Genomic DNA, 25,187 nt, shown 5'->3' with positions numbered 1-25,187 from the left:
CTACCGACGGGTATGGACACGAGTTATCATCTTCGTCGCCATGCAGACGAATCCCACGCACACCAGCCTGGTCGCGATCGGCGACTCCTTCACCGAGGGCATGTCGGACCAGCTCCCGGACGGCACCTACCGGGGCTGGGCCGACCTCCTCGCCGGGCGGATGGCCGCCCGGACGCCCGGCTTCCGGTACGCCAACCTCGCGGTGCGCGGCAAGCTGATCGCGCAGATCGTCGAGGAGCAGGTCGGCCCGGCCGCCGCCATGCAGCCCGATGTGATCACGCTGGTCGGCGGCCTGAACGACACCCTGCGCCCCAAGTGCGACATGGGCCGGGTCCGCGCCCTGCTGGAGGAGGCCGTCGAACGCCTCACGCCCGCCTGCAAGCACCTGGTCCTGATGCGCAGCCCCGGTCGCAACGGCCCGGTCCTGGAGCGCTTCCGCCCCCGCATGGAGGAACTGTTCGCCTGCGTCGACGACCTCGCCGCCCGCCACGGCGCCCTGGTGGTCGACCTGTACGGCGCGCCCTCGCTCGGCGACCCGCGCGCGTGGGACGTCGACCGTCTCCACCTCACGGATGACGGCCACCGCCGGGTCGCCGAGGCGGTGTGGCAGACCCTCGGCTACGAGCCGGAGGACCCGGAGTGGCGCACCCCGATGCCACCGACCCCGCCCCCGAACTGGACCGCCCGCCGCGTGGAGGACGCCCGCTTCACCCGCCAGTACCTCCTCCCCTGGATCGCCCGCCGCCTCACCGGCCGCTCCTCGGGCGACGGCCGCTCCCCGAAACGCCCGGACCTCCTCCCCTACGAGGGCCCGAGGGCGTAACTCCCCATGACCACGCGGGTGATCAACATCAGGGGCCACCTCCACGACTTCGGCCCCCGACTGGAACGCGCCCCCGAGGACCTCGTCTACGTCGGCCGCCGCTGGACCCTCGGCGGCTGGGACCTCCCCCGCCACCCGCTCTACAACCCCTTTGCCTACGACACCCCCACGCGCCGCCGGGACGGCACGCGCGCGGAGGTGATGGCGATGTACCGGGCGTATCTGCTGGGTCGCCCTGATCTGCTGGCCCTGGTACCGGCGCTGCGCGGCCGGACGTTGGCCTGCTGGTGTGCGCCGTTGGAGTGCCATGCGGGGGTGCTGGCCGAGATGGCGGAGGGTCGGGAGGCGCCTCATCCCCCTTCGACGGAGACGTCCGTGATCTCCGCGGACAGCTCCGTGCCCGCCGAAGCGGTACTGAGCACGGATGACGTGTAGCTCAGGCTCGTTCTGTTCGACAACTCGGCCGTCTCGATGACCGGGCCGGACTCATCGCCGTGGATCTCGTAGGTGATGTCGTACACCGCGTCCGGATCGATCCCCTCGCTGTCCCCCAGAAAGGTCAGGTCGGGCTGGACCGTCACGTTGCAGCCCGCCGACCCGAAGCAATGCCGAGCGGTGGTCTTCAGCCCGACGGTGAAGCTGTCGGCGTCGACTTCGCTGTACGTCGGCTCCGGGTCCGGCTTCGCCGCGGTGACGGCGTCCTCGTCCTGTGCGTTCGACTTGGCGGCGGCCGGTCTGGTTTCGCCGGTCCTGGACTGCACGACCACGACGCCGGTGGCCACGACAGCGGCGATGACGGCGACGGCCGAGCCGATGACGACGAGATTCGTGCGCGGCTTCTTCGCCGTCGGCGACGGATCGTTCGGTGGCATGGGCGGATGGGGTGGCATGGGCGGCACCGACGGCACGCTGGTCTCGGTCATGGTTCTCCCCGGGGTAGTCGTTCCGTTCCTGTTCGGGCGCCGCGGAATCCGCGGGATCCGGCAGCGCGCAGAACCGGCTACGACCAGCCCCCGGTGAAGTTGCTGCTCAACTGGGCGTTGCAGATGTTGTAGCCGCCGGACGCGTGGCCCGTCTTCGTCTTGCCGTCTGCTGTGACCGAGCAGTTGATGTCTCCGGAGCCCTGGAGTTGTGCGTGGACGTCGTAGTAGAGGGCGTCCTTGTCGAGGGTCAGCGTCGCCTCGAACTTGCCGTCCTGGAAGGTGCCCTTGCGGGTGTCCGAGTCGGAGCCGTAGCCGATGTCGAGGCCTCCGAGGGCGCCGGCGGGGGCGGTGCCCCACACCTTGAAGACGACCTTGTCGTCGGTGGCGTCCTTCTTCGTGTCGCTCTTGGTGTCGTTCTTCTTCGTGCCCGTGGCCGTCTTGTCGGGGCTCTTGCCGGACTCCTTGTCGCCGCTGCTGCCGCCCCCGATGACGGCGGCGAGGACGCCGATGATGACGAACAGGCCGACGATGCCCAGGCAGCCGAGGCCGACGATCTTTCCGACGGAGCGCTTCTTCGGGGGTTGCGGCGGGAACGGGGGCTGGCCGTAGGGCTGCTGTGGCGGGTAGGGCGGCTGGTTGGTCATGGGTCCCCCTGAGGTTCTCGCTGATGAATGCGAGATGTGTGACTCGCAAAGGGGGTGTGCGGTTTCCGGCTACTGGAGGTATTCACCCCATCGGGTTGGAGGGGGTCCGGCGCACCCGGGGAGTCCTTGACCTGCGCCCTCTGGACTGTGTGCACGGTCCGGAGCCTCGGGGACGCCGGGTAAACTCCGTACACGTGACTTCCGCTCCCGCCAAGCCCCGCATCCCGAACGTCCTCGCCGGACGTTACGCCTCCACCGAGCTCGCCACGCTCTGGTCCCCCGAGCAGAAGGTGAAGCTGGAGCGGCAACTCTGGCTCGCTGTCCTGCGCGCCCAGAAGGACCTCGGTATCGAGGTGCCGGACGCGGCGATCGCGGACTACGAGCGGGTGCTCGACCAGGTCGACCTGGCCTCGATCGCCGAGCGCGAGAAGGTCACGCGGCACGATGTGAAGGCGCGGATCGAGGAGTTCAACGACCTCGCCGGGCACGAGCAGGTGCACAAGGGCATGACGTCCCGGGATCTCACCGAGAACGTCGAGCAGTTGCAGATCCGGCTCTCCCTGGAGCTGATGCGCGACCGTACGGTGGCCGTCCTGGCGCGGCTGGGCAAGCTGGCCGGTGAGTACGGCGAGCTGGTCATGGCCGGCCGCTCGCACAACGTGGCCGCACAGGCCACCACCCTCGGCAAGCGCTTCGCGACCGCCGCCGACGAGCTGCTCGTGGCGTACGGCCGGGTGGAAGAGCTCCTTGGCCGTTACCCGCTGCGCGGTATCAAGGGGCCGGTGGGCACGGCCCAGGACATGCTGGACCTGCTCGGCGGCGACGCGGCGAAGCTCGCGGAGCTGGAGCAGCGGATCGCCTCGCACCTGGGCTTCTCGCAGGCGTTCACCTCGGTCGGCCAGGTGTACCCGCGCTCGCTGGACTACGAGGTCGTGACCGCGCTGGTGCAGGTCGCGGCGGCGCCCTCGTCGCTCGCGAAGACGATCCGGCTGATGGCCGGGCACGAGCTGGTCACCGAGGGCTTCAAGCCGGGCCAGGTCGGTTCCTCCGCGATGCCGCACAAGATGAACACCCGCTCCTGCGAGCGCGTCAACGGCCTCATGGTCATCCTGCGCGGCTACGCGTCGATGACCGGCGAGCTGGCGGGCGACCAGTGGAACGAGGGCGATGTCTCCTGCTCGGTGGTGCGCCGGGTGGCCCTCCCCGACGCGTTCTTCGCACTCGACGGTCTGCTGGAGACGTTCCTGACCGTCCTCGACGAGTTCGGCGCGTTCCCGGCGGTCGTGGCACGGGAGTTGGACCGCTATCTGCCGTTCCTCGCGACGACCAAGGTGCTGATGGCCGCCGTCCGCGCGGGTGTCGGCCGCGAGGTCGCGCACGAGGCCATCAAGGAGAACGCCGTCGCCTCCGCGCTGGCGATGCGTGAGCAGGGCGCCGAGCGCAACGAGCTGCTGGACAAGCTCGCCGCCGACGAGCGCATCCCGCTCGACCGCGCCCAGTTGGACGCGCTGATGGCCGACAAGCTGTCCTTCACGGGTGCCGCGGCCGACCAGGTCGCCGTCGTCGTCGCCCGCGTCGAGGAGCTCGCGAAGCAGCACCCGGAGGCCGCGGGGTACACCCCGGGGGCGATCCTCTGACCCGCTTCACCCAGGCCGAGCTGGAGGCCGCCCGCGACCGTCTCGTACCGGACGTCGTCGCGGACGGCCTCGCCGTGCTGTTCTGCGGTATCAACCCCGGTCTGATGACGGCGGCCACGGGCCACCACTTCGCCCGCCCCGGCAACCGCTTCTGGCCCGTGCTGCATCTGTCCGGCTTCACCCCGAGGCTCATGAAGCCCGCGGAGCAAGGGGAGTTGCTGTCCTTCGGGCTCGGTATCACCAACGTGGTGGCACGGGCCACGGCCCGTGCCGACGAGCTGAGCGCGGAGGAGTAGCGCGAGGGCGGCGAACTCCTCGCGCAGAAGCTGACGGGGTGGCAGCCGCGCTGGCTGGCGGTGCTGGGCGTCACCGCCTACCGGGCCGCCTTTGACGACCGTCGGGCCCAAGTGGGGCCCCAGGAGCGGACATTCGGGGACACACGCGTGTGGGTGCTGCCCAATCCGAGCGGTCTGAACGCGCACTGGACGGCGGCGACGATGGCCGAGGAGTTCGGGCGGCTGCGGGACGCCGCACAGGGCTAGCGGGTCAGAGGTCGGCTCGTCTGTCATGACTCCAGTAGACGGGCCGCCACTGACAATCGGCAGGGTGTCGGTGGCTCGCCCTGGTCAGGCGTCCCGGCGGCGCACGCTCCACGCGCCCGCCGCCAACGCCGCGGCGGCCCACAACGCCGTCACCCCGAGCCCGGTCCACGGCCCCATCGCCCCGGCCCAGTTCGCATGGAGCGCGACCTGCCCGGCCCGGTCGGGCAGGAGGTCCGCGAGGTCGTTGGACGCGTCGCCGACCACGAAGGACACGATGAGCAGGAACGGTATGACGATGCTCAGCGTCGCCACTCCGCTGCGCAGCACCGCCGTGAGACCGGCCGCGAGCAACGCCATCAGCGTGAGATAGACGGCGCAGCCGACCACACCGCGCGCCTGCTCCGCCCCGCCGAGTCCGTCGGCCTCGGCGCCCAGCACCGCCTTGCCGACCACCAGGGTCACCGCACCGGTGACCAGGCCGACGGAGAACACCGGTAGGGCGATCGCCGTCGCCTTGGCCGCGAACCAGCGCCCCCGGTGCGGTACCGCGGCCAGCGACAGCCGTAGCGCTCCACCCTGGAACTCGGAGGACACGGCGGTCGTGCCGAAGGCGATCGCCGCGATCTGTCCGAAGGTGACGCCGAAGAAGACCGCGAACAGCGGGTCGAAGTCGTCGCCGCCGGTGTCGGCCGAGGCGAGCGCGGAGAAGACCGCCGTCACCACGAGGATCATGGCGAGCGCCGCGACCTGTGAGCGCAGGGTACGGATCTTGATCCACTCGGAGTGGAAGACGGGCGTGAATGCCATGGTCAGGCCTCCTGGTGCGATGCGGTGAACTCGGTCACGCCGGCCGTCAGATCGAGATAGGCCTGCTCCAAGGTGCCCTCGGTGGCGGTCAGTTCGAGGATGGGTACGCCGGCGGCGGACAACAGGGTGCCGATCTCGTCCACGCGTGCGTGCGCCACGGTCCAGTGCCCGTCCTCCTGTTCCACGGCGTCGAGACCGTGCTCGGCGAGGGTGCTCTTGAGGGCGCCGGTGTCCGTCGTACGGATGAGCACGTGGGGTTGCACGCGCGCGTCGATGAAGTCCCGCATCGGGGTGTCCGCGAGGAGTCGGCCGCGTCCGAGGACCACGAGGTGGTCGGCGAAGGAGGCGGTCTCGTTCATCAGGTGGCTGGAGACCAGCACCGTGCGGCCCTCCGCCGCCAGTCGGCGCAGCAACTCCCGGATCCAGACGATGCCTTCGGGGTCGAGGCCGTTCGACGGCTCATCCAGCAGGATGACCTCGGGGTCGCCCAGGAGGGCACCGGCGATGCCCAGCCGCTGGCGCATGCCCAGGGAGTACGTCTTCACCCGGCGCCGCGCGACCGACGCGAGTCCCGTCTCCTGAAGCACCGCGTCGACCCGGGCGGCCGGGATGCGGTTGCTCGCCGCCAGGGCCCGCAGATGGTCGCGGGCGGTGCGGGAGCCGTGCGCGGCCTGCGCGTCGAGCAGGGCGCCGACGTGGCGCAGCGGCTCGGTAAGCGCGGCGTAGGGGCGGCCTCCGACAGTGGCGGTTCCGGAGGTGGGCCGGTCGAGGCCGAGGACGAGGCGCATGGTGGTGGACTTTCCGGCGCCGTTGGGACCGAGGAAGCCGGTGACCTTGCCGGGGCGGACGTCGAAGGTGACGTGGTCCACGGCCCGCCGGGTGCCGTACTCCTTGGTGAGGTCTCGTACGTCAATGCTGGTCATGCCCAACAGCCTGGCCGTCCAGGGGAGTTGGGGCCTCCCCCGGCGGTGGAGATCGTCTCCCCCGCCCGGGGGAGGCCGATTGTCAGAGCCGGCTGTCACGATGTCCCAATGGCCCGCTTCCTGCGCCCGCTGCTCCGGGGGACGACGTATACGCGTCTGCTGCACCTGTGGGTGCCGATACTGATCGTCAGCGTGTGGATGTTCATCGACTCGTCGAAGCCGTATGTGCCCGCGCTGGTGCTGATCCCGGTCGGTCTGATCCCGGCCGTTCGGATCGGGGAAGGCGTGCAGGCGCAGTTGCTGCTGACGCCGGGCAGGGAGGACTCGGGGATCTCCGTGGCGCCGTCGGCGACCTGGCGGGACCGGGGGCGCACCGTGCTGTGGCTGGAGGCGCGGATGGCTCTGGGCTGGGCGACGACGTTCGCCTGCGTCTGGCTGCCGATCATCTCCTTCGAGCTGATCGAGGTCGCACGCGGGCGCGTGCCCGACGACGTATGGGTCCTCAAGGAGGCGGCGCCGAACGGCTGGTACGCCTTGCTGGCGCCGCTCCCCCTCATCGCCTTGTACGCCGCCATCGTCGGCCTGGGCGAGTTGGCCACGTTGCTGGCCCGTAAGTTGCTCGGCCCCTCCCGCGCCGAGCAACTCGCCGCCCTGGAGGAGCGCACCGAGCAACTGCTGGAACGCAACCGCATCGCACGGGAGTTGCACGACTCGATCGGGCACGCGCTTACCGTGGCGGTGGTGCAGGCGGGCGCGGCCCGGGCGGCGGGCGACCCGGAGTTCACCGAGCGGGCGCTGGGCGCCATCGAGGAGACCGGTCGGGCCGCGCTGGAGGATCTGGAGCGGGTGCTGGGCGTGCTGCGTGAGGCGGAGCGGCCGGTGAGCAGCCGGCCGACGCTGGTGGACGCCGACCGGCTGTTGGAGTCGGCGCGGGCTTCCGGGGCGAAGGTCGACGCGGAGGTGACCGGGCCGTTGGAGACGGTGTCGGGACCGGTCTCCCGGGAGGGGTACCGGATTCTGCAGGAGGCGCTGACGAATGTGCTGCGGCACGCGGGGTCCGTGCCGGTCCGGGTCCGCATTCAGGTCGCCGACGGCACCCTCGATCTGGAGGTCCGCAATCCGCTGCCGGCGGCGATACCGGGCCCGGGCCGGGGCAGTGGCCTGCGGGGCATACGCGAGCGGGCCGCGCTGCTCGGCGGCCGGGCGTACACCGGACCCGACGAGGGTGACTGGCAGGTGCATGCGGAGTTGCCGCTGGGTTGATCTAGGCTGGCCGGATGCCGGTCACCGTTCTCCTGGTCGATGACGAACCCCTCGTACGCGCGGGTCTGCGGGCCGTGCTGGAGGCGCAGCCGGACATCGAGGTGGTCGGGGAGGCCGCCGACGGGGCGGCGGTGATCCCGCTGGTGCGGCGGCTGCGGCCGGACGTGGTCGCCATGGACGTACGGATGCCGCTCCTGGACGGCATCGAGGCCACACGCGCGGTGCTCCGCACGGTCGACGACCCGCCGAAGATCCTGGTCATCACGACCTTCGAGAACGACGAGTACGTCTACGAGGCACTGCGCGCCGGCGCCGACGGCTTCCTGCTGAAGCGGGCCCGTCCGGCCGAGATCGTGCACGCGGTACGGCTGGTGGCCGAGGGCGAGTCGCTGCTGTTCCCGGCCTCCGTACGGCAGTTGGCGGCGGAGTACGGCGACGACGGCGGGAACCGGGCGGCGCGCGCGCTGATGGCGCGGGCCCAGTTGACCGAGCGCGAGGCCGAGGTGCTGCGGCTGATGGCGCGGGGTCTGTCGAACGCGGAGATCGCCGCCCGGCTGGTCGTCGGGACGGAGACGGTGAAGTCGCATGTGAGCGCCGTACTGGCGAAGCTGGGGGCGCGGGACCGTACACAGGCGGTGATCGCGGCGTACGAGTCCGGGTTCGTGGCGCCGGGGTGATCCGGTGGGGCGAGTGGATCGAGGGCGCCCGGCACTCGCCGGGGTCCACCGCGCCGAGTACGATCCGCCCAACACGCGCACGAGCTGGGAGGACAGACCTTGGCGGGGCTGACCGGCGGGGACCCCTCGCTGCTGCGGAGGATCAACTCCGCAGTGGTGCTGCACGCGTTGCGTGCCACGGACTGCGCCACGCTGACGGAGATCACCCGGGTGACGGGTCTGTCCCGGCCGACCGTCGAGGGCGTCGTCGAGGGACTGATCGAGGCCGGGCTGGTCGTCGAGAAGGCGGCCGACGAGAGCGTTGTACGGCGGCAGGGGCGGCCCGCGCGGCGGTTCCGGTTCAGGGCGGAGGCCGGACATCTGCTGGGCCTGGAGATCGGCGCACATCGCGTCGCCGTGCTCCTCGCCGACCTCGACGGCCGGGTGCTCGGCGCGATCGCCAAGGATGTCGACGAGACGGCCTCGGCGGACGAGCGTCTTGAGCGGCTGCGCACCGCGGTCGCCGAGCTGCTGCGCCGGGCCGGGGTCGCCCGCGGCTCGCTGCGGGCGGTGGGCGTCGCCACGCCGGGCATCGTCGAGGCGGACGGCACCGTACGGCTGGGCACCGCGCTGCCCCAGTGGACGGGGCTGCACCTGGGCGAACGGTTGAGCCGTTCCTTCAAGTGCCCGGTGCTGGTGGAGAACGACGCCAACGCGGCGGCGGTCGCCGAGCACTGGAAGGGCGCCGCGACCGAGTCCGACGACATGGTGATGGTGCTGGCCGGACTGAGCCCGGGCGCCGGTTCGCTGATCGGGGGGCGGCTGCACCGGGGGTATCGCGGGGCGGCCGGTGAGATCGGCGCACTGCATCTGCTGGGCCGGGACGTGACACCGGAGACGCTGCTGTCCACCACGGACGAGCCACTGCATCCCTTGGACGAGCAGGCGGTCGCCCAGGTCTTCGCGCTGGCACGCGACGGCGACCAGCGGGCGCGGGCGGCCGTCGACCGCTTCATCCAACGCCTCGTGCACGATGTCGCCGCGCTGGTGCTGGCCCTCGATCCGGAACTCGTCGTCGTGGGCGGGTGGGCGGCCGGCCTGGACGGTGTACTGGAGCCGCTGCGGCGGGAGTTGGCCCGGTATTGCCTGCGGCCGCCGAAGGTGGCGCTGTCGTTGCTCGGGGAGGCGGCTGCGGCTACGGGGGCGCTGCGGTTGGCTCTTGACCATGTCGAGGAGCAGTTGTTCGCGGTCGAGGGCACGGTGACGCGGCGCTAGCTTGGCGGCGGGGTTGGTTGTCGGGTGCGGCGGAGTTTTGGCTGGGCTCGGTGGTTGTTTTTGGGTGCGGTTCGTTGTGGCCGGTCTCGGCGGTTGGTTGTCGGGTGCGGGTTCCTTGTGGCTGGGTGCGCCCACGCGGCGGAGCCGTATGTCGATACAGCCCCGCGCCCCTTCAGGGCGACAGCGCCCCCGGTGCGCAGACGTAGAACGCGTCGCGCCCCGGTGGAGTTCCGGGGCGCGACGGATGTGGTGTGACCGTGGTCAGGAAGCCTGGCGTTCCGGGCCGTGGTGTATTTCCACGCCGCCCGAGTCGGCGAAGGTCAGCCGGCAGGTGTCCGCGCGGTAGGTCGCGACGGAGACCGCGGCGGTGCGGCCCTCGGCGAAGAAGCGGGTCGTGACGACGAGAACCGGTGCCCCGGGGAGGCGGTCCAGTTCCTTGGCGTCGTCCGCGCGGGCCGAGCCGAGTTCCACGGCGCGGTCCTGGCCCTCCAGTTCGAGGCGCTGCAACTCGCGCAGCACCGCACGCGCGCGTGCCGTAGCGGACGGTGTGTCTATCGCGGAGAGGTCGGGCACCGACGACTCCGGGATGTAGAGCAGTTCGGCGGCGACCGGCTGGCCGTGGCTCACCCTGGAGCGCCGCACGGTGTGCACCAGTTCCTCGGAACCGGTCTCCAGGACGCCCGCGACGGCCGCCGGCGGTGCCGCCAGCACACAGTCGACGGACTGCCAGGCGTCCTCCCCGGCGCCCGGCCAGACGTGCTGCTCGGTGCCGACGGCGACACCCACGCGCGGCGGCGCGACGGTCGTACCGACACCGCGACGGCGCTGCAGCCTGCCTTCCAGTTCGAGTTGTTCCAGAGCCTGCCGGAGCGTGGCCCGGGCGACGCCGAAGCGGGCCGCCAGGTCTCGCTCGTTGGGCAGGATCTCGCCCACCGAGAACTCGGAGTCCAGTGCCTCACTCAGCACTGTCTTGAGATGCCAGTACTTCGGTTCCGGCACCGATTCCAACTGCGTGGTCCCCACCCTGTCCTCCGCAATCGCCGTGTTCCGGCGGCGTTTTAGCGCCCTTGTTTATTAAAGGTTGTTTCACTTATCTGCGACCATAGGACGGCCCCCACCCTTGGTCAAGACCAATCCTCCATGTCATATGCAACCCATAGAGGACATGGCGCGGAGCGTTCACAGGGCGTTCGTACGGGGCGTTCTCGGTGACAGCACGGCAAAGCCCCCGTCATGGAACGAGAACGACGGGGGCTACCGGTCAGTAGCAGTTACTGACAAGCTGTCTACACGGCCTGTACGGCGTCTGCCTGCGCGTCCCAGACGAGGAGCATCCCCATGTCCGCCACCGTCTCCTTCCCGGTCCCCACTCCGCGGGGCCCGAAGACCGTGACCGTGTCCTACGCGCGCGTGGGTCGCGGCGAGCCGCTGCTCCTGCTGCACGGCATAGGGCACCACCGGCAGGCCTGGGACCCGGTGGTGGACATCCTCGCGACCGAGCGCGACGTGATCGCCGTGGACCTGCCCGGGTTCGGCGCCTCCCCCGCGCTCCCGGAGGGGCTGACGTACGACCTCGCCACGACGGTCGCCGTGTTCAGGGCCTTCTGCGAGGCGCTGGAGCTCGAACGTCCGCATGTGGCGGGCAACTCGCTCGGCGGTCTGATGGCCCTGGAGCTGGGCCGCGAGAAGATCGTACGGTCCGTCACCGCGCTCTCCCCCGCCGGATTCTGGTCCCAGGCCGAGCGCCGCTACGCCTTCGGTGTGCTGCTCACCATGCGGCGGATCGCCCGCGGTCTGCCGCTCCCGCTGGTCGAGAAGCTGGCGCGTACGGCGGCCGGCCGCACCGCGCTCACCAGCACCATCTACGCCCGCCCGGGCCGCCGTTCACCCGAGGCCGTGGTCGCCGAGACGCGCGCGCTGGTCGACGCCCCCGGGTTCGACGACACGCTCCGGGCCGGTACGAGCGTCCTGTTCACCGACGACATCCCCGGCATCCCGGTCACTGTGGCCTGGGGCACCCAGGACCGGCTGCTGCTGCGCCGACAGGGCGTCCGCGCCAAGCGGTTGATCCCCCGCTCCCGGCTGGTGCGGCTGCCCGGCTGCGGGCACTGCCCGATGAACGACGACCCTGCCCTGGTCGCGCGGGTCATCCTCGACGGCAGCCGCTGACCGGCGCGGCACGAGCGCCAACACACCGGATCCCAGGGCCACTCCGGCGCCCACGAGGGCGCTGCCGACGGCCTGGGCGGGCCCGTAGGAGCCCGTTCCGACGAGCGGCGCGGTAGCGGCGGCGGCGACCGGGATGAGGCCGGAGAAGAGCGTGGCGCGCTCCGCGCCGATCCGCTGCATGCCCATGTACCAGCACACGAAGCCGACTACGGTGACGACCGCCGCCTGCCACAGCAGCGCGGCGGCCTCGGTGCCGTCGGGGCGCCGCAGCCAGGTCGTCCCGTCGAGGACCACGCCGGCAGTCGCTGCCTCGACCGCCGCCAGACCGCACACGGTGGCCGACAGCAATCGCGGTCCCAGGGGGCGCAGTACGGGAACCGCGAGCACCGCGAAGCCCACCTCCCCCGCAAGTGCGCACCCGGAGAAGGCGATTCCGGCGCCGTCAGTACGACCCCACCCCTGGACCGTGAACGCGCCGACGGCGACGAGCGACGCCCCGTAGAGCACGATCCGTCGCGGACGGCGTCCTTCCAGGAGGGGGACGAGGACCGCGACGGCTATGGGGGCGCAGCCCACGAAGACTCCGGGGACGGCCGGTTCGGCGCTGCGTTCGGCGGCGATGACGGCCAGGTTGAAGCCGACCATGCCGACGGCGGCGAGCAGGGCGAGGCGGCCCCATTGGCGTGCTGCGAGGCCGCGCAGCCGGGCCTTCGCGTCCTTGCCGGTGAACGGCAGCAGGAGCACACAGGCGAGGCCGTAGCGCAGGAACTGGCCGCCCGCGTACGGGTAGTCGCCCAGGACGCTGTTCGCGGTGAAGGACGCGCCCACGAGGACGCAGGCGAAGGCGGCGAGCGGGGCGCCGCGGACGGTGGTGGCGTTCATGGTGGTGACGCTAGGGAGATCCGCGGTCCGGTTTAAGGTCCACTTCCATGACGTCATCGCGGACCAATTCGGAGCGGCCGACCGATCCGGAGCGTCAGTCCGGACCGGCCAGTCTGTCCGGTCCGGCGAGTCTGACGGGCTCCGCCGCCTGGGAGTTGCTGCTGCCCGCCGTCTCGGCACCGGCACGCGCGCGTGGCCGTTCGCTTCAGGAGGCGCTGCGCGAGGCGGTGCGTTCGGGGCGGCTGGCGCCGGACACCCGGCTGCCGTCGAGCCGGGACCTGGCGGCCGACCTCGGGGTGTCGCGGGGGCTGGTCACGGAGGCGTACGAGCAGTTGACGGCGGAGGGCTATCTGCGCAGCGGCCGGGGTGCGGGCACCTGGGTGGGCGGTGCCGTGCGGGCGGCGCGGCCACGCGCGCGTGACCTCGCACCGCGCTTCCCCGGTGCCGGCGCCGACTTCGTGCCCGGCACGCCGGACCTGTCGCTGTTCCCGCGTGCCGCCTGGGCGGCGGCGCAGCGCGGTGTGCTGGCCGAGTCGCCGCACGAGTTGCTCGGTTATCCCGATCCGCGCGGGCTGCCCCGGTTGCGTACGGCGCTCGCGGAACTCCTCGCGCGCCGGCGGGGTGTGGCCGCCGACCCGGAGCGGCTCGTCGTGGTCTCCGGGGTGGCGCAGGCGATGGCGCTGCTCGGATTCGTGCTCCACGCGCGCGGGATGCGCACCGTCGGCGTCGAGGACCCGGGGAGCCCCCAGCACGACGCCCTGTACGCCTCGGCGGGCGTCGGCACCGTACCGCTGCCCCTGGACGAGGAGGGCCTGGCGGTCGGTCCGCTGCGGGCGTCGGGTGTACTGGCCGTGGTGACGACACCCGCGCATCAGTTCCCCACGGGCATCGCGTACTCCGCGCGGCGGCGGGCCCGACTCCTCGACTGGGCGCGGTCGGTGGACGGTCTGGTCGTCGAGGACGACTACGACGGCGACTTCCGCTACGACCGGGCCCCCGTGGGCGCGCTCCAGGGCCTCGACCCGGAGCACGTCGCCTACACGGGCTCGGTCAGCAAATCCCTCGCCCCAGGGCTGCGCCTCGGCTGGCTCCTGGTGCCCGAGTCACTCACCGACGAGGTCGTCGAGCGCAAGCGCACCATGGACCTCGGCCACCCGACACTCGACCAGGCGCTGTTCGCCCGCTTCCTCGAACGCGGCGACTACGACCGCCAGTTGCGCCGCTGCCAACGCGCCTACCGACAGCGCCGCGACACCCTCGTCGCCGCCCTGGAGGAGCACTTTCCCGGAGCGCGGGTGACCGGGATCGCGGCGGGACTGCACGTCATCGCCGAACTCCCGGAGAAGTACGGCCCCCAGGAGCACTTCCTGGAGCGCGCGGCCTCCGCCGGTGTCGCGGTGCGCCCGCTCACCGCCTACGCACACGCGCGTGCCGACAACGCGGTCGTACGGCTGGTCCTGGGGTACGCGCATCTGTCTCCCGTACGGATCCGTGCGGGGGTACGTCTCATGGCCGAGGCGCTTCACCCGCACGGCCTCTGATGTCGCCGCGTTCCGTTGTTCACCCGTGGTTTCCGTGCGCGCTGCGGCGCACCAGTAGTTGTGGCGGTGCACCCTGACCGCATCCCGTCCGTGGAGGCGCAACCCCATGTCGCATCGCCCGTTCCCCGCCCGCCGCAGCGTCCTGCGCGGCACCCTGGCCGCGTCGGCGGCCCTGACCGTGCCCGCCGCCCTCGGGGCCGCGCCGGCCTTCGCCCTGTCCGGGCGTCCGAAGGCGGGCTGGGGTGTACAGGCGGGGGACGTGACCTCCGACTCCGGTCTGGTGTGGGTCCGTTCGGACCGCCCGGCCCGGATGATCGTGGAGACCTCGGCCACCGAGTCGTTCCGCAACCCGCACCGCTGGCACGGCCCGCTGCTCGGCGCGGACACCGACTTCACCGGCACCACCCGGCTGCGCGGGCTGCCCTCGGGGCAGCAGATCCACTACCGGGTGCTGCTCGCCGACCCCGACGACCCGCGCCGCACCGGCGAGCCGGTCGCCGGCACGTTCCGTACGGTGCCGACCGGGCGGCGCGGTGTGCGCTTCCTGTGGTCCGGTGACCTGGCGGGCCAGGGCTGGGGCATCAACCCGGACCTCGGCGGTTACCGCATCTACGACGCGATGGCCGAGCTGGACCCGGACTTCTTCGTGTGCAGCGGCGACAACATCTACGCCGACGGCCCGATCACGGCGACCCAGGCCCTGCCCGACGGCAGCCTGTACCGGAACGTCACCACGGAGGAGAAGTCCAAGGTCGCCGAGACCCTGGCCGAGTTCCGCGGCAACTTCCGCTACAACCTGCTCGACGAGAACCTCAAGCGGTTCAACGCCCAGGTGCCCTCGATCATCCAGTGGGACGACCACGAGGTGCGCAACAACTGGTACCCGGGCGAGGTGATCGCCGCCACCGACACCCGCTACACGGAGAAGAGCGTCGACGCCCTGGCCGTGCGCGCCCGGCGCGCGTTCAGCGAGTACTTCCCGATCTCGACGCTGCGGCCGGGCGCGAAGGAGGGCCGGGTCCAGCGGGTGATGCGGCACGGTCCGCTGCTCGACGTGTTCGTCCTGGACATGCGGACGTACCGCAACGCCAACTCGCCCGACAAACAGACCGTGGACCCGCAGGGCATCCTTGGCAGCGAGCAACTGGAGTGGCTCAAGCGGGAGTTGTCGCGGTCGCGTGCGGTGTGGAAGGTGATCGCCGCCGACATGCCGCTCGGCCTGGTCGTGCCCGACGCCACCGAGGGCAAGGCGAACATCGAGGCCGTCGCGCAGGGCGACCCGGGCGCGCCGCTCGGGCGTGAACTGCAGATCGCCGAGCTGCTGCGGTACATCAAGCACCGGCGGATCACCGGCACCGTGTGGCTGACGGCCGACGTGCACCACACCTCCGCCCAGCACTACCAGCCCTCGCGGGCGGCGTTCACCGACTTCGAGCCGTTCTGGGAGTTCGTCTCCGGTCCGCTGAACGCGGGTGCCTTCCCGGCCAGCGAACTCGACAACACCTTCGGTCCGGAGCGGGTGTTCGTGAAGGCGCCGACCGTGGCGAACGTGTCGCCGGCCGAGGGCTACCAGTTCTTCGGCGAGGTCGACATCGACGGCCACAGCGGAGAGCTGACGGTCCGTCTGCGGGAGTCGGACGGCACCGTGCTGTTCACCAAGACCCTTCAGCCGGGACGGGTCGGCCAGTAACTCCACTACCCTCGGACCTGTACCGCGCACCGGCGTCATCCCCCGGTGCGCGGTGCGTTCCGCGGCGCCCCAACTCTCCCGCGAAAACAGCGTTTTCGCAGGTCAGGGTCGATTGTCAGTGGTGGCCTCTACGGTTTTTCCATGACGCGATCTTTGCAGGCCGTGACCTATCCCCGACCCTCCGCACTGGAGTCCGCGGCGGATGGCCGGCGCCTCGGGCTGGAGACCTCACGCGGTGCGACTCCTTCGGGTGTCACCGACCATCCGCGCTTCTTCGCGGGCTTCCTGACGTCTCCTCAGGTGGCCTCGGCCGCGCTGCTGGCCGTCGCCGACGTGGCGGCCACGCGGTACTACCAGCGCCAACTGCCCGCCTCGCTCGACCCGGTGGTCACGGCGGGCGGCGACCGGCTGCGCTTCGAGTCCTTCTCGGGCTGCGGCGGGGTGTACGCACGACTGGACGTCCTGGGCCCCGGACTCGACGGCGACGAGGTGGGACACGGCACGACGAACGTCGACGTCAACAACCCCCTGCGTGAGGCCCTGTCCCGGATCGGCACGGACGATCCGCTCCATCTCCGGGTCGGCCCCGAGGAGTTGGCCGTGACGACGATGGACGGCCCGGTGGTGGAGAAGAAGGTGCCGCTGCCGGACCGGTGGCTGCGCGGCTTCGCGGAGGCCCAGGTCATAGCGGCCGGTTTCGACCTGCGCGCCGAACTGCCCGCGGCGGAGGCGGTCCGGTTCCTGCGCTCGCTCCCGAAGAGCGGGGCGCGCGGCACCACGAGCGGCCCCCGCTGGGTCGTACCGGCGGGCCGCGGACTGCGCCCGACCACCCGCCCCGTCCCGGGCGCGGTGTGCCTCCCCGGCCCGGAGCGCCTGATCGCACTCCAGCGGGTCCTGCGCCATGCGACCGCCCTGCGGATCTACGGCCCTTCCGTGATCGGCGCCGATGCCACGGCCGGCGCCTGGGAGGCCGTCCTGCCGGGCATGCGGCTCACCCTCACGCTGTCGCCGGACGCCTCGCGCGGATTCTCCGGCGAGGGCGGGGTGCTCGACGCGCTCACCGCCGACGAGGCGGGCGAGGACGCGGAGTTGATCTCCGTGCTGCTGGCCTGGGAGCCCCGTATCGACGTCGCCGACATGGCCGCCTCCTCGGGGCTCACCCCGGAGCGGGTCCGGGCCGCGCTGACCCGGCTGGGCACCTCGGGACGCGTCGGCTACGACACTGCGGAGGCGGCCTACTTCCACCGTGAACTGCCCTACGACGCACAGCGCGTGGAGCGTCACAATCCGCGGCTGCGCTCGGCCCGCGCGCTGGTGGCGGCGGGGGCGGTGAGCCTGGAAGGCGCGCTCGGGACGGTGACCGCCGAGGACGGCCATGTGCACCGGGTGCGGGACGAGGCGGGGGTGCTGAGTTGCAGTTGCGTGTGGTGGGCGAAGTACCGGGGCGGGCGCGGGCCGTGCAAGCACGCGCTGGCGGTACGGATGGTGCGGCGGGGCACCGCGGCGGAGCGGGACATGGTCCGGAGCGCGGACCAGGACACGGATCAGAACACGGTACGGATCGACGGGGGTGTGCGATGAGTTCGCTGATGGAGATGGTGCGGGCGGGCCGGACGGCCGACGCGTTGGGACTGCTCGACGGGCTGACCGACGCCGAACGGCGGGCGTACCAGCCGGAGTTGAAGGCGCTCCGCAAGGAGTTGCGCAAGGCACCGTGGGAGGGGTCGTCCCGCCGCGCCTATCCGGCCCTGCACGCGGCCGGGACCGTCTGCGAGACGGGCGCGGCAGCCGCGGCGACCTGGATCGCCGCCACCGACATGCGCTGGTCGCAGTCGTCCCCCGCGCTGCTGCTCCACGTCCTGGGCGACCGCGACACGACGTGGCTCGCCGATGTGACGCACCGCCTCGCCGGGCGCCCGGCCTCCGCCGGTGTGCCGTACGAGCTGATGGCCGGTCTGGTGCGGCTCTCGGGCTGCCCGGTGCCGACGACGGACGCTTATGTGCGGGGCTGGGTGGAGCAGACCGGTCACCTGTGGCAGCGCGGGGACACCCTGCTCGACCGGCTGCGCAAGGATCCGCATGTCGCGGAGCTGGTGGCCGCGCTCTTCGAGACGGAGGACATCGGCAGCCCAATGGAGTGGCCCTCGGCCGAGGGCCCGAACAGCTGGGCCGACGTGCTCGCCCAGCTCACCGCCGAAGACGTCCTGGACCGGAAGCGGACGGTGGACGCGTGCGTGGCCCGGCTGCTGCGGGGCGGTACGACCCTCGACAACCGGGTGTTCCTGCGCGTGCTGAAGGCCCTCGCCCTGACCCGTGAGGAGGAGCGGGAGCGGATCGCCGACTGGACGGCGCTGGCCTCGGACGCGGTGTCCATGGTGGCGTCGCACGCCCAGTCCGTGCTCGGGTCGCTCGCCCTGGACGGGGAGTTGACGTCGCGCCGGCTGGCGGAGATGTCGGACGCGGTGCTGTTCCGGCCCGAGAAGAAGCTCGTCCGGGCACAGCTCGTCCTGCTGGGGAAGGTCCTGGCGCGGGACGCGTCGGCCGCAGTAGAGCTGCTGCCCGTCCTCGCGCAGGCCTTCGGGCACGAGGACGCGGACGTACAGGAGCGGGCGCTGAAGCTGGTCGAGCGGCATCTCAAGAAGGTGGACTCCCCCGAAGTACGGGCTGAACTCGCCGCAGCGGCCGACCAGTTGATTCCCGCCCTGCGCGCACGCGCGGTCGGGACGCTGGGTGCCGCGCCCGTGACGGCGGCAGCGATCGCCTACGAGGAGATGCTCCCGCCGGCACCGGAGGGGACACGCCTCGCATCCGCACCCGAGTCGGCGGTCGAACTCGCCGAGGAACTGGGGGTGTTGCTGGCGGCCCAGGGCGACGTGGCGACGTTCGAGCGTGCGCTGGACGGACTCGTACGTCATGCGTACGAGGATCGGGAGAGTCTGCTGGAGGCCTTGGGGCCGGTGGTCGCGCGCCGGTGGTGGCAGTCCGACGATCCCGAGAACGCCCAACACGCGGACAACCACTTCAGCAGCACGCACCGCGCCTTCGGCAGTGTGGAGTCCGCGCTCGATCTGCTGCTGGCCACGCTCCAGGACAAGGTGCGCACCGTGACGCTCCACGAAGGGGCGCGGCACACCCACCTGTCCCGGGAGTGCGGGCACAGCTCGCTGTCCCGGATCTTCGACTCCCGGGTGTGGGAGGTGGCGTACCGGCTCCGCGGGGAGCCGCTGCCGTTCCTGCTGTCGACGCCGAGTTGGGGCGCGGGCCTGCTGGAGCCGGACGAGCTGGTGGACCGGCTGGACACCTACGGGCACCTGGGCGCGCGGGTCGCGGCGGCCGACTTCGCGCAGGCGCTGCTGCGGGTGCGCCGCGAGGACCGGGCGGCGGCGGCCGCTGCCGCCGGGCGGGCACAGGCGCTCGGCACGACGGAGGGCACCCGGCTCGCCCGTTGGCTGATGTCCGAGAGTCCCGCCCTGCCCCTGAGCAGGCGCCGGACGTTCGGGGCGCGCGTCGCCGTGGAGCTGGGTGAACTGCTCGATCTGCAGGAGGACTTCTTCCCGGCGGAGTTCCGCGCGCTGGGCCGGCCGGTGACCGCCCACGGCGGGCACTACTACTGCTACCACTGGGACCAGGACATGCAGCGGCACTGGCTAGCGATACTCCCCGAGCGTCGCGAACTGGTGGCGGCGCGGCTGCTGCGGGACGTGTCATCCGTCGCCCTGGACGACACCCGGAGCGGGGCCGCCGTCCTCCCGCTGCTGGCCGAGTCCGAAGGCGTGGCAGGCCAGGCCACGCACCTGTGTGTGGCGTACGGTCTCGGGGCGCGGCACCCCGAGGGTCGGCTCGCCGCCGTGGACGCGTTGCTGGTGCTCGCGGCGCGGGGACAGTTGGACGCGGCCCGACTGGGGGCGGATCTCGGGGAGCTGGTCCTGAGCGGGGCGGTGAAGCCGTCGCGGCTCGCGGAGTCGGTGCGGACCGGGGCCGCGACCGGGGCGAACGCGACCATCTGGGGGATCCTCCGCCACACTCTGAGCGCGCTGCTCGCCGACCTCGACGGCGACGCCAAGCCTGCCCATGCACGGGCGCTCGGCGACCTGCTCACGGTGGCCGCCGAGTGCGCGGAGCGGTCGGGGGCGCGGGGCGAACTGCCGTATCTGGCGCAGACGGCGGACCGGGGCGGCTCCTCCCGGCTGGTCACTCAGGCACGTCGGCTGCGCACCGCGCTGGGGGCGGAGGTGGCCGCATGACGTAGGGCGACAGGGCTGACCTCCGGTTCACCGCACTCACCAAAAGAACGGCAAAAGGTACAGAACCACGCTTTTACCGGTAGGTCACAGAGCGTTCGTGATCACGCAACACCCTTCCTTCACAGTGGATGCATGAGTCGAGACATGTTTGATGTGACGCGCGCGAAGCACGGGCGTCCGGTGCACCACTGGCGGCGGGACCTGGTGGAGCTGGCCGCGCTGTTCACGGCGGTCGCGGTGGCGGACGTCGTGGCGAATCTGGTGGGGCACGGGCCCGGCGGCCCGGCGCTGCTGGCGATCTCCGCGCTGGCGCTGATCGCCACGGCGGGGTTCCACACGTGGTGGTCACGCCGCCACGGTCATGCGCCGCCGACGAGTGATACCGGTGCCCGGCCGGTCGCGACCACGCGGCGGACCGGGCCCTCCGTATCGGAGCCACTGTCGGGGTCCACGTCCGGGTACTCGTCCCAGTCCCAGTCCGAGCAGTCGGGCGCGACACCCGACGCCGTCGCCGAACCGGCCGCTCTGTGGCGGATGCGGACGACGGTGCAGGACGCGCCGGGATCGCTCGCGGTGTTGTGCACGGCACTGGCCGGCCGGCAGGTCGACATCCTGAGCCTTCAGACGCATCCGCTGGCCGAGGGCACGGTGGACGAGTTCCTGCTGCGGGCGCCGGGTGAGGTCGCGGCCTCCGAGATCACGCGGGTGGTGTCGTCGGCCGGCGGTTCGAGCACCTGGATCGAGCGGGCCGACGCGCACGATCTGGTGGACGCGCCGACCCGCGTCCTGGGCCTGGCCACGCGGACGGCCCTGGACGCGGCGGAACTGCCGCTGGCCCTAAGGCAGTTGCTGGGCCGGTGCACCATCCGTTCGCTGCCCGCGACCACCGCGGGCAAGGGGCGCGAGCCGGAGTCGGTGCCGGTGGAGGGGGCGTTGGAGGACACGGTCATGCGACTGCGGGCGCCGGAAGGCGGAGTGATCACAGTGGAGCGGCCGTATCTGCCGTTCACGCCCACCGAGTTCGCCCGGGCGCGGGCACTGGTCGAGCTGGACGCCCGGCTCGGTCCGCGCATCCCGCGCAGCCAGGACGTACTGACGCTGCCCGAGGGCAACGCGATCACCGTACGGCGGGCGGACACCGGTGATCTCGACGCGGCGCGGGAGATGCACGAGCGGTGCTCGGCGCGGACGCTGGGCATGCGCTATCACGGGCCGGTCGGTGACGCCGACCGCTATCTGGACCACCTGCTCTCTCCGCGTTTCGGGCGGACGCTCGCCGTGCAGACGGCGTCGGGGCGGATCGTGGGACTCGGGCATCTGTTGTGGGACGGGGACGAGACGGAGGTCGCGCTGCTGGTCGAGGACGACTGGCAGCGGCGGGGAATCGGGAGCGAGTTGTTGCGGCGGTTGGTCGCGATGGCTGTGGAGGCGGGATGCGAGAGCGTGTATGCCGTGACGCAGGCGTCCAACACGGGGATGGTCGCGGCGATGCGGGGGCTTGAGTTGCCGCTCGACTATCAGATCGAGGAGGGGACGCTGGTCGTCACGGCGCGGCTGGAGGCGGCGGTGAGTTCCGCGGAGGTCACGGAGTTCGGGCGGGCCGAAGCGCCGTAGTCGGTTCGGGCTCGTTGGCGGGTGCGGGTGTGTTGTGGCTGGCCGCGCGCCGCGGCGGAGCCGCACAGGAAAACAGCCCCGCGCCCGTGGACGGCGCCAGCGCGCCGTCCAGGTCCACCCAGAGGTCCTCGACATCCTCAAGTCCCACCGACAGTCTCAGCAGACCGTCACTCACACCCGCACCCCTTCTGTCCCCCTCGTCCACCACCCGGTGACTGATCGAAGCCGGGTGTTGGATGAGGGTGTCCACACTTCCGAGGCTCACCGCGGGGGTGATGAGGCGGACTCCGGCGATGACCTCGTGGGGATCGCCGTGGGGTTCGAAGGCGATCATCGCGCCGCCGATACGCGGGTAGTGGACGCGGGCGACACGCGGGTCGGCGGTGAGGCGGCGGGCCAGTTCGGCGGCGGTGGCGGACGCAGCGCGCATCCGGACCGGCAGGGTCGCGAGGCCGCGCAGCAGCAGGTAGCCGGCCAGTGGATGGAGTACGCCGCCGGTCATGAAGCGCACCTGACGCAGCAGTCCGGCGGACTCCTCGTCGCAGGCCACCACACCCCCCATCACATCGCCGTGCCCGCCGAGGTACTTGGTGGCGCTGTGCAGGACCAGGCGCGCGCCGTGTTCGGCGGGGCGTTGCAGGACGGGGGTGGCGAAGGTGTTGTCGGCGAGGAGCGGGACCGAGCCGCAGGAGTGGGCGACGGCCCGCAGATCGAGTTCGGCCAGGGTCGGGTTGGCCGGGGACTCGACGATGACCAGGCCGGTGTCCGGGCGCAGCGCGTCGGCGATCCCGGCCGGGTCGGTCCAGGTCACCTCGGTGCCGAGCAGCCCGGCGGTGAGGAGATGGTCGCTGCTGCCGTAGAGGGGTCGTACCGCCACCACGTGCCGCAGTCCCGTCGCGGCCCGTGCGAGCAGGACCGCGGTCAGGGCCGCCATGCCGCTGGCGAACGCCACCGCACTCTCGGTGCCTTCGAGGCGGGCGAGGGCGGTCTCGAAGCGGGCGACGGTCGGATTGCCGACACGGCCGTAGACGGGCGGGCCGTCCGGTTCGGCACCGGTGGCCGTGAAGGCGTCGATGCGGGCGGCCTCGGCACGGCTGTCGTACGACGGGTAGGTGGTCGACAGGTCGATCGGCGGGGCGTGCAGGCCCTGCCGGGCGAGGTCGTCACGGCCGACGTGCACGGCTTCGGTGGCCAGGGCGCGCGGGGGCGGGGAGGTGTGCAGGCTCGCTGAGTCCATGGAGGGAAGGGTGAACAATCACCGGGGCGATGGCGGCGAACACCGTGTTACGTTCGGGCGATGAGCGAATCCGTCGTACTCGATCCGGTGGATCTCCATCTGCTGCGGTTGTTGCAGAACGACGCCCGGGCGACGTATCGCGAACTCGCGGAGCAGGTCGGGGTCGCGCCGTCGACGTGTCTGGACCGGGTGGCGAGGCTGCGCCGGGCCGGTGTGATCCTCGGGCATCAACTGCGGGTCGATCCGGCCAAGTTGGGGCGCGGTCTGGAGGCGCTGCTGTCGGTGCAGGTCAGGCCGCATCGACGGGAGTTGGTGGGGCCGTTCGTGGAGCGGATCCGGGCTCTGCCGGAGTCGCGGACCGTGTTCCATCTGACCGGGCCCGACGACTATCTCGTCCATGTGGCCGTCGCGGACATGGCCGATCTGCAGCGGCTGGTCCTGGACGAGTTCACATCACGGCGCGAGGTGGCCCGGGTGGAGACGCGGTTGATCTTCCAGCAGTGGGACTGCGGGCCCTTGCTGCCGCTTGCCACGCCCGTAGCTGAATCGGGGTGACGGGGGGAAGTTCGGCGTATGAGGATGGTCGCCATGTCTCAGACCAGTACTCCGCTGCCCCGGCAGGTCGCCGACGCCTACGTCGACGACCTCATCACCCTCGACCCGGTCACCGGTACGTATCTCGGCGTGAAGGAGAGTTCGAGCAGGCTGCCCGACCTCTCCCCCGCAGGTCAGAAACGACTCGCGGAGCTTCAGCGGGCGACCCTCGCGAAGCTCGACGAGGCAGAGCGCCGGCCCGGCGCGGACAGTGACAGCGAGCGCCGTTGCGCGCGACTGCTGCGCGAGCGGCTGACCGCCGAACTCGCCGTGCACGAGGCCGAGGAGAGCCTGCGTGCCGTCGGCAACCTGCACACGCCCCCGCACTCGGTGCGCGAGGTGTTCACGGTGACGCCGAACGCGACGGACGAGGACTGGGCGGCGATCGCGGAGCGGTTGCGTGCGGTACCGACCGCGCTGGCTGGCTACCGCGAGTCCCTCCAACTGGGCCTGGACCGCAAGCTGTTCGCGGGTCCGCGCCCGACGGCGACCTTCATCGGCCAGCTCACCGAATGGTCGGACACGGGCGGCGCGGGGCGCGGCTGGTTCGAGGACTTCGCCTCGGCGGGCCCCGAGGCGCTGCGCGCCGAACTGGACGAGGCCGCCCGGACGGCGGACGCGGCCGTGGTGGAGCTGCGGGACTGGATGCGCGAGGTGTACGCGCCGACCGTCGAAGGCACGCCGAACACGGTGGGCCGCGAGCGGTACGCGCGGCTGTCGCGCTACTTCAACGGTACGGACCTCGATCTCGACGAGGCGTACGCGTACGGCTGGTCCGAGTACCACCGGCTGCTCGCCGAGATGAAGCGGGAGGCCGAGAAGATCCTGCCCGGCGCCGGCACACCGTGGGTGGCGCTCGCGCACCTCGACGAGCACGGTCGGCACATCGAGGGTGTCGACGAGGTCCGCGAGTGGTTGCAGGGCCTGATGGACAAGGCGATCGAGAATCTGGACGGCACGCACTTCGAACTCGCCGAGCGGGTACGGAAGGTGGAGTCGCGCATCGCGCCTTCGGGCAGCGCGGCGGCGCCGTACTACACACCGCCGTCGGAGGACTTCTCGCGTCCGGGCCGCACATGGTTGCCGACGATGGGACAGACCCGGTTCCCGGTCTACGACCTCGTCTCGACCTGGTACCACGAGGGCGTCCCCGGCCATCATCTCCAGCTCGCGCAGTGGACGCACGTCGCCGAGAACCTCTCCCGGTACCAGGCCACGGTGGGCGGGGTCAGCGCCAACGCCGAGGGCTGGGCGCTGTACGCGGAGCAACTGATGGACGAACTGGGCTACTTGGAGGGCGCGGAGCAGCGACTCGGCTACCTCGACGCGCAGATGATGCGGGCCACCCGGGTCATCGTCGACATCGGCATGCACCTGGAGATGGAGATTCCGGCGGACTCGCCCTTCCACCCCGGTGAGCGGTGGACGCCGGAGCTGGCGCAGGAGTTCTTCGGCGCGCACAGCAGTCGCCCGGCGGACTTCGTGGAGAGCGAACTGACCCGCTACCTCACGATCCCCGGCCAGGCCATCGGCTACAAACTGGGCCAACGGGCCTGGCTGTTGGGCCGGGAGAACGCCCGCCGTCGGCACGGCGACACCTTCGACCTGAAGGCCTGGCACATGGCCGCGTTGTCGCAGGGTTCGCTGGGGTTGGACGACCTGGTGGACGAGCTGTCGCAGCTGTGACACACACCTGACGCAGGTGCCATGTCGGCGGCCGGGT

The 25,187-nt window shown here is 71.7% G+C and carries 19 protein-coding genes and 3 pseudogenes; 15 read left to right on the top strand and 7 right to left on the bottom strand.

What is annotated here, in order from left to right:
* The first annotated feature begins 40 nt into the window (after positions 1-40).
* On the top strand, positions 41-823 hold the full coding sequence (locus JHN63_RS10585) for an SGNH/GDSL hydrolase family protein (protein ID WP_200679089.1): 783 nt from the start codon (positions 41-43) through the stop codon (positions 821-823).
* Positions 824-829: 6 nt separating this feature from the next.
* Positions 830-1,159 (top strand): annotated as a pseudogene (locus JHN63_RS10580) (DUF4326 domain-containing protein); the annotation flags it as partial.
* A 14-nt stretch (positions 1,160-1,173) separates the two neighbouring features.
* Here the strand turns inward: JHN63_RS10580 and JHN63_RS10575 are convergent.
* Both JHN63_RS10575 and JHN63_RS10570 read right to left on the bottom strand, forming a co-directional pair.
* Entirely contained in the window at positions 1,174-1,746 is a 573-nt protein-coding gene (locus JHN63_RS10575) for a hypothetical protein (protein ID WP_200679085.1), read from the bottom strand.
* A gap of 77 nt (positions 1,747-1,823) precedes the next feature.
* A complete protein-coding gene (locus tag JHN63_RS10570; RefSeq protein WP_200679083.1) occupies positions 1,824-2,390 on the bottom strand; it encodes a hypothetical protein in 567 nt (188 codons plus the stop codon).
* Between the two features lie 194 nt (positions 2,391-2,584).
* Between JHN63_RS10570 and purB the strand changes: the two genes are divergently transcribed.
* Positions 2,585-4,027 (top strand): adenylosuccinate lyase, encoded by a 1,443-nt coding sequence (purB, locus tag JHN63_RS10565; RefSeq protein ID WP_033283481.1) that lies wholly within the window; start codon positions 2,585-2,587, stop codon positions 4,025-4,027.
* A pseudogene (mug, locus tag JHN63_RS10560) lies at positions 4,024-4,569 on the top strand (G/U mismatch-specific DNA glycosylase). The gene purB and the pseudogene mug overlap by 4 nt, the downstream one beginning before the upstream one ends.
* An 84-nt stretch (positions 4,570-4,653) precedes the next feature.
* On the opposite strand, the gene JHN63_RS10555 reads toward mug, so the two are convergent.
* Together JHN63_RS10555 and JHN63_RS10550 are read right to left on the bottom strand one after the other, a co-directional pair.
* On the bottom strand, positions 4,654-5,376 hold the full coding sequence (locus JHN63_RS10555; RefSeq protein ID WP_200679081.1) for an ABC transporter permease: 723 nt from the start codon (positions 5,374-5,376) through the stop codon (positions 4,654-4,656).
* A 2-nt stretch (positions 5,377-5,378) separates the two neighbouring features.
* Positions 5,379-6,299: an ABC transporter ATP-binding protein gene (locus tag JHN63_RS10550; RefSeq protein WP_200679079.1), complete on the bottom strand. Its 921-nt coding sequence runs from the start codon at positions 6,297-6,299 to the stop codon at positions 5,379-5,381.
* 108 nt (positions 6,300-6,407) lie between these two features.
* Here JHN63_RS10550 and JHN63_RS10545 point away from each other — a divergent pair, with 108 nt between their 5' ends.
* From JHN63_RS10545 to JHN63_RS10535, 3 genes are all read left to right on the top strand, one after another.
* Entirely contained in the window at positions 6,408-7,562 is a 1,155-nt protein-coding gene (locus JHN63_RS10545; RefSeq protein WP_200679077.1) for a sensor histidine kinase, read from the top strand.
* Between the two features lie 14 nt (positions 7,563-7,576).
* Positions 7,577-8,239, top strand: a complete 663-nt coding sequence (locus tag JHN63_RS10540; RefSeq protein ID WP_200679075.1) for a response regulator transcription factor — start codon at positions 7,577-7,579, stop codon at positions 8,237-8,239.
* A 99-nt stretch (positions 8,240-8,338) separates the two neighbouring features.
* On the top strand, positions 8,339-9,493 hold the full coding sequence (locus tag JHN63_RS10535; RefSeq protein ID WP_019070977.1) for an ROK family transcriptional regulator: 1,155 nt from the start codon (positions 8,339-8,341) through the stop codon (positions 9,491-9,493).
* Between the two features lie 261 nt (positions 9,494-9,754).
* Here JHN63_RS10535 and JHN63_RS10530 read toward each other — a convergent pair whose 3' ends face one another.
* A complete protein-coding gene (locus JHN63_RS10530) occupies positions 9,755-10,516 on the bottom strand; it encodes a GntR family transcriptional regulator (protein WP_200679073.1) in 762 nt (253 codons plus the stop codon).
* A gap of 315 nt (positions 10,517-10,831) precedes the next feature.
* Here JHN63_RS10530 and JHN63_RS10525 point away from each other — a divergent pair, with 315 nt between their 5' ends.
* On the top strand, positions 10,832-11,662 hold the full coding sequence (locus JHN63_RS10525) for an alpha/beta fold hydrolase (protein ID WP_200679071.1): 831 nt from the start codon (positions 10,832-10,834) through the stop codon (positions 11,660-11,662).
* Positions 11,663-11,707: 45 nt separating this feature from the next.
* Here JHN63_RS10525 and JHN63_RS10520 read toward each other — a convergent pair.
* Positions 11,708-12,544, bottom strand: a pseudogene (locus JHN63_RS10520) (DMT family transporter); the annotation flags it as partial.
* Positions 12,545-12,591: 47 nt separating this feature from the next.
* On the opposite strand from JHN63_RS10520, the gene JHN63_RS10515 reads away from it, so the two are divergent.
* The 5 genes from JHN63_RS10515 to JHN63_RS10495 all read left to right on the top strand — a co-directional run bounded on the left by JHN63_RS10515 (position 12,592) and on the right by JHN63_RS10495 (position 21,633).
* The gene (locus tag JHN63_RS10515; RefSeq protein ID WP_200679069.1) at positions 12,592-14,085 is read left to right on the top strand and encodes a PLP-dependent aminotransferase family protein; all 1,494 of its coding nucleotides are present in this window, start codon (positions 12,592-12,594) and stop codon (positions 14,083-14,085) included.
* Between the two features lie 106 nt (positions 14,086-14,191).
* On the top strand, positions 14,192-15,775 hold the full coding sequence (locus JHN63_RS10510) for an alkaline phosphatase (protein WP_200679067.1): 1,584 nt from the start codon (positions 14,192-14,194) through the stop codon (positions 15,773-15,775).
* 141 nt (positions 15,776-15,916) lie between these two features.
* Positions 15,917-17,356 carry an SWIM zinc finger domain-containing protein gene (locus JHN63_RS10505; protein ID WP_234476409.1) on the top strand — a complete coding sequence of 480 codons (1,440 nt, stop codon included), beginning with the start codon at positions 15,917-15,919 and terminating at the stop codon, positions 17,354-17,356.
* Entirely contained in the window at positions 17,353-20,019 is a 2,667-nt protein-coding gene (locus tag JHN63_RS10500) for a DUF6493 family protein (protein WP_200679065.1), read from the top strand. Before JHN63_RS10505 ends, JHN63_RS10500 begins: the two co-directional genes overlap by 4 nt.
* Positions 20,020-20,151: 132 nt before the next feature.
* Positions 20,152-21,633, top strand: coding sequence for a GNAT family N-acetyltransferase (locus tag JHN63_RS10495; protein WP_234476408.1), 1,482 nt, complete (start codon positions 20,152-20,154; stop codon positions 21,631-21,633).
* Here JHN63_RS10495 and JHN63_RS10490 read toward each other — a convergent pair.
* Positions 21,602-22,870 carry a PLP-dependent aspartate aminotransferase family protein gene (locus JHN63_RS10490; protein ID WP_200679063.1) on the bottom strand — a complete coding sequence of 423 codons (1,269 nt, stop codon included), beginning with the start codon at positions 22,868-22,870 and terminating at the stop codon, positions 21,602-21,604. The genes JHN63_RS10495 and JHN63_RS10490 overlap by 32 nt on opposite strands.
* Positions 22,871-22,930: 60 nt before the next feature.
* Between JHN63_RS10490 and JHN63_RS10485 the strand changes: the two genes are divergently transcribed.
* The gene (locus tag JHN63_RS10485) at positions 22,931-23,425 is read left to right on the top strand and encodes an Lrp/AsnC family transcriptional regulator (RefSeq protein WP_200679061.1); all 495 of its coding nucleotides are present in this window, start codon (positions 22,931-22,933) and stop codon (positions 23,423-23,425) included.
* Between the two features lie 33 nt (positions 23,426-23,458).
* On the top strand, positions 23,459-25,150 hold the full coding sequence (locus tag JHN63_RS10480) for a DUF885 domain-containing protein (RefSeq protein WP_200679059.1): 1,692 nt from the start codon (positions 23,459-23,461) through the stop codon (positions 25,148-25,150).
* The last annotated feature ends 37 nt before the right edge of the window (positions 25,151-25,187 follow it).

Origin of the sequence: Streptomyces sp. MBT65 (assembly GCF_016612545.1) — a bacterium.
Taxonomy (GTDB): domain Bacteria; phylum Actinomycetota; class Actinomycetes; order Streptomycetales; family Streptomycetaceae; genus Streptomyces.
This window is presented reverse-complemented; position numbering and strand designations above follow the sequence as displayed.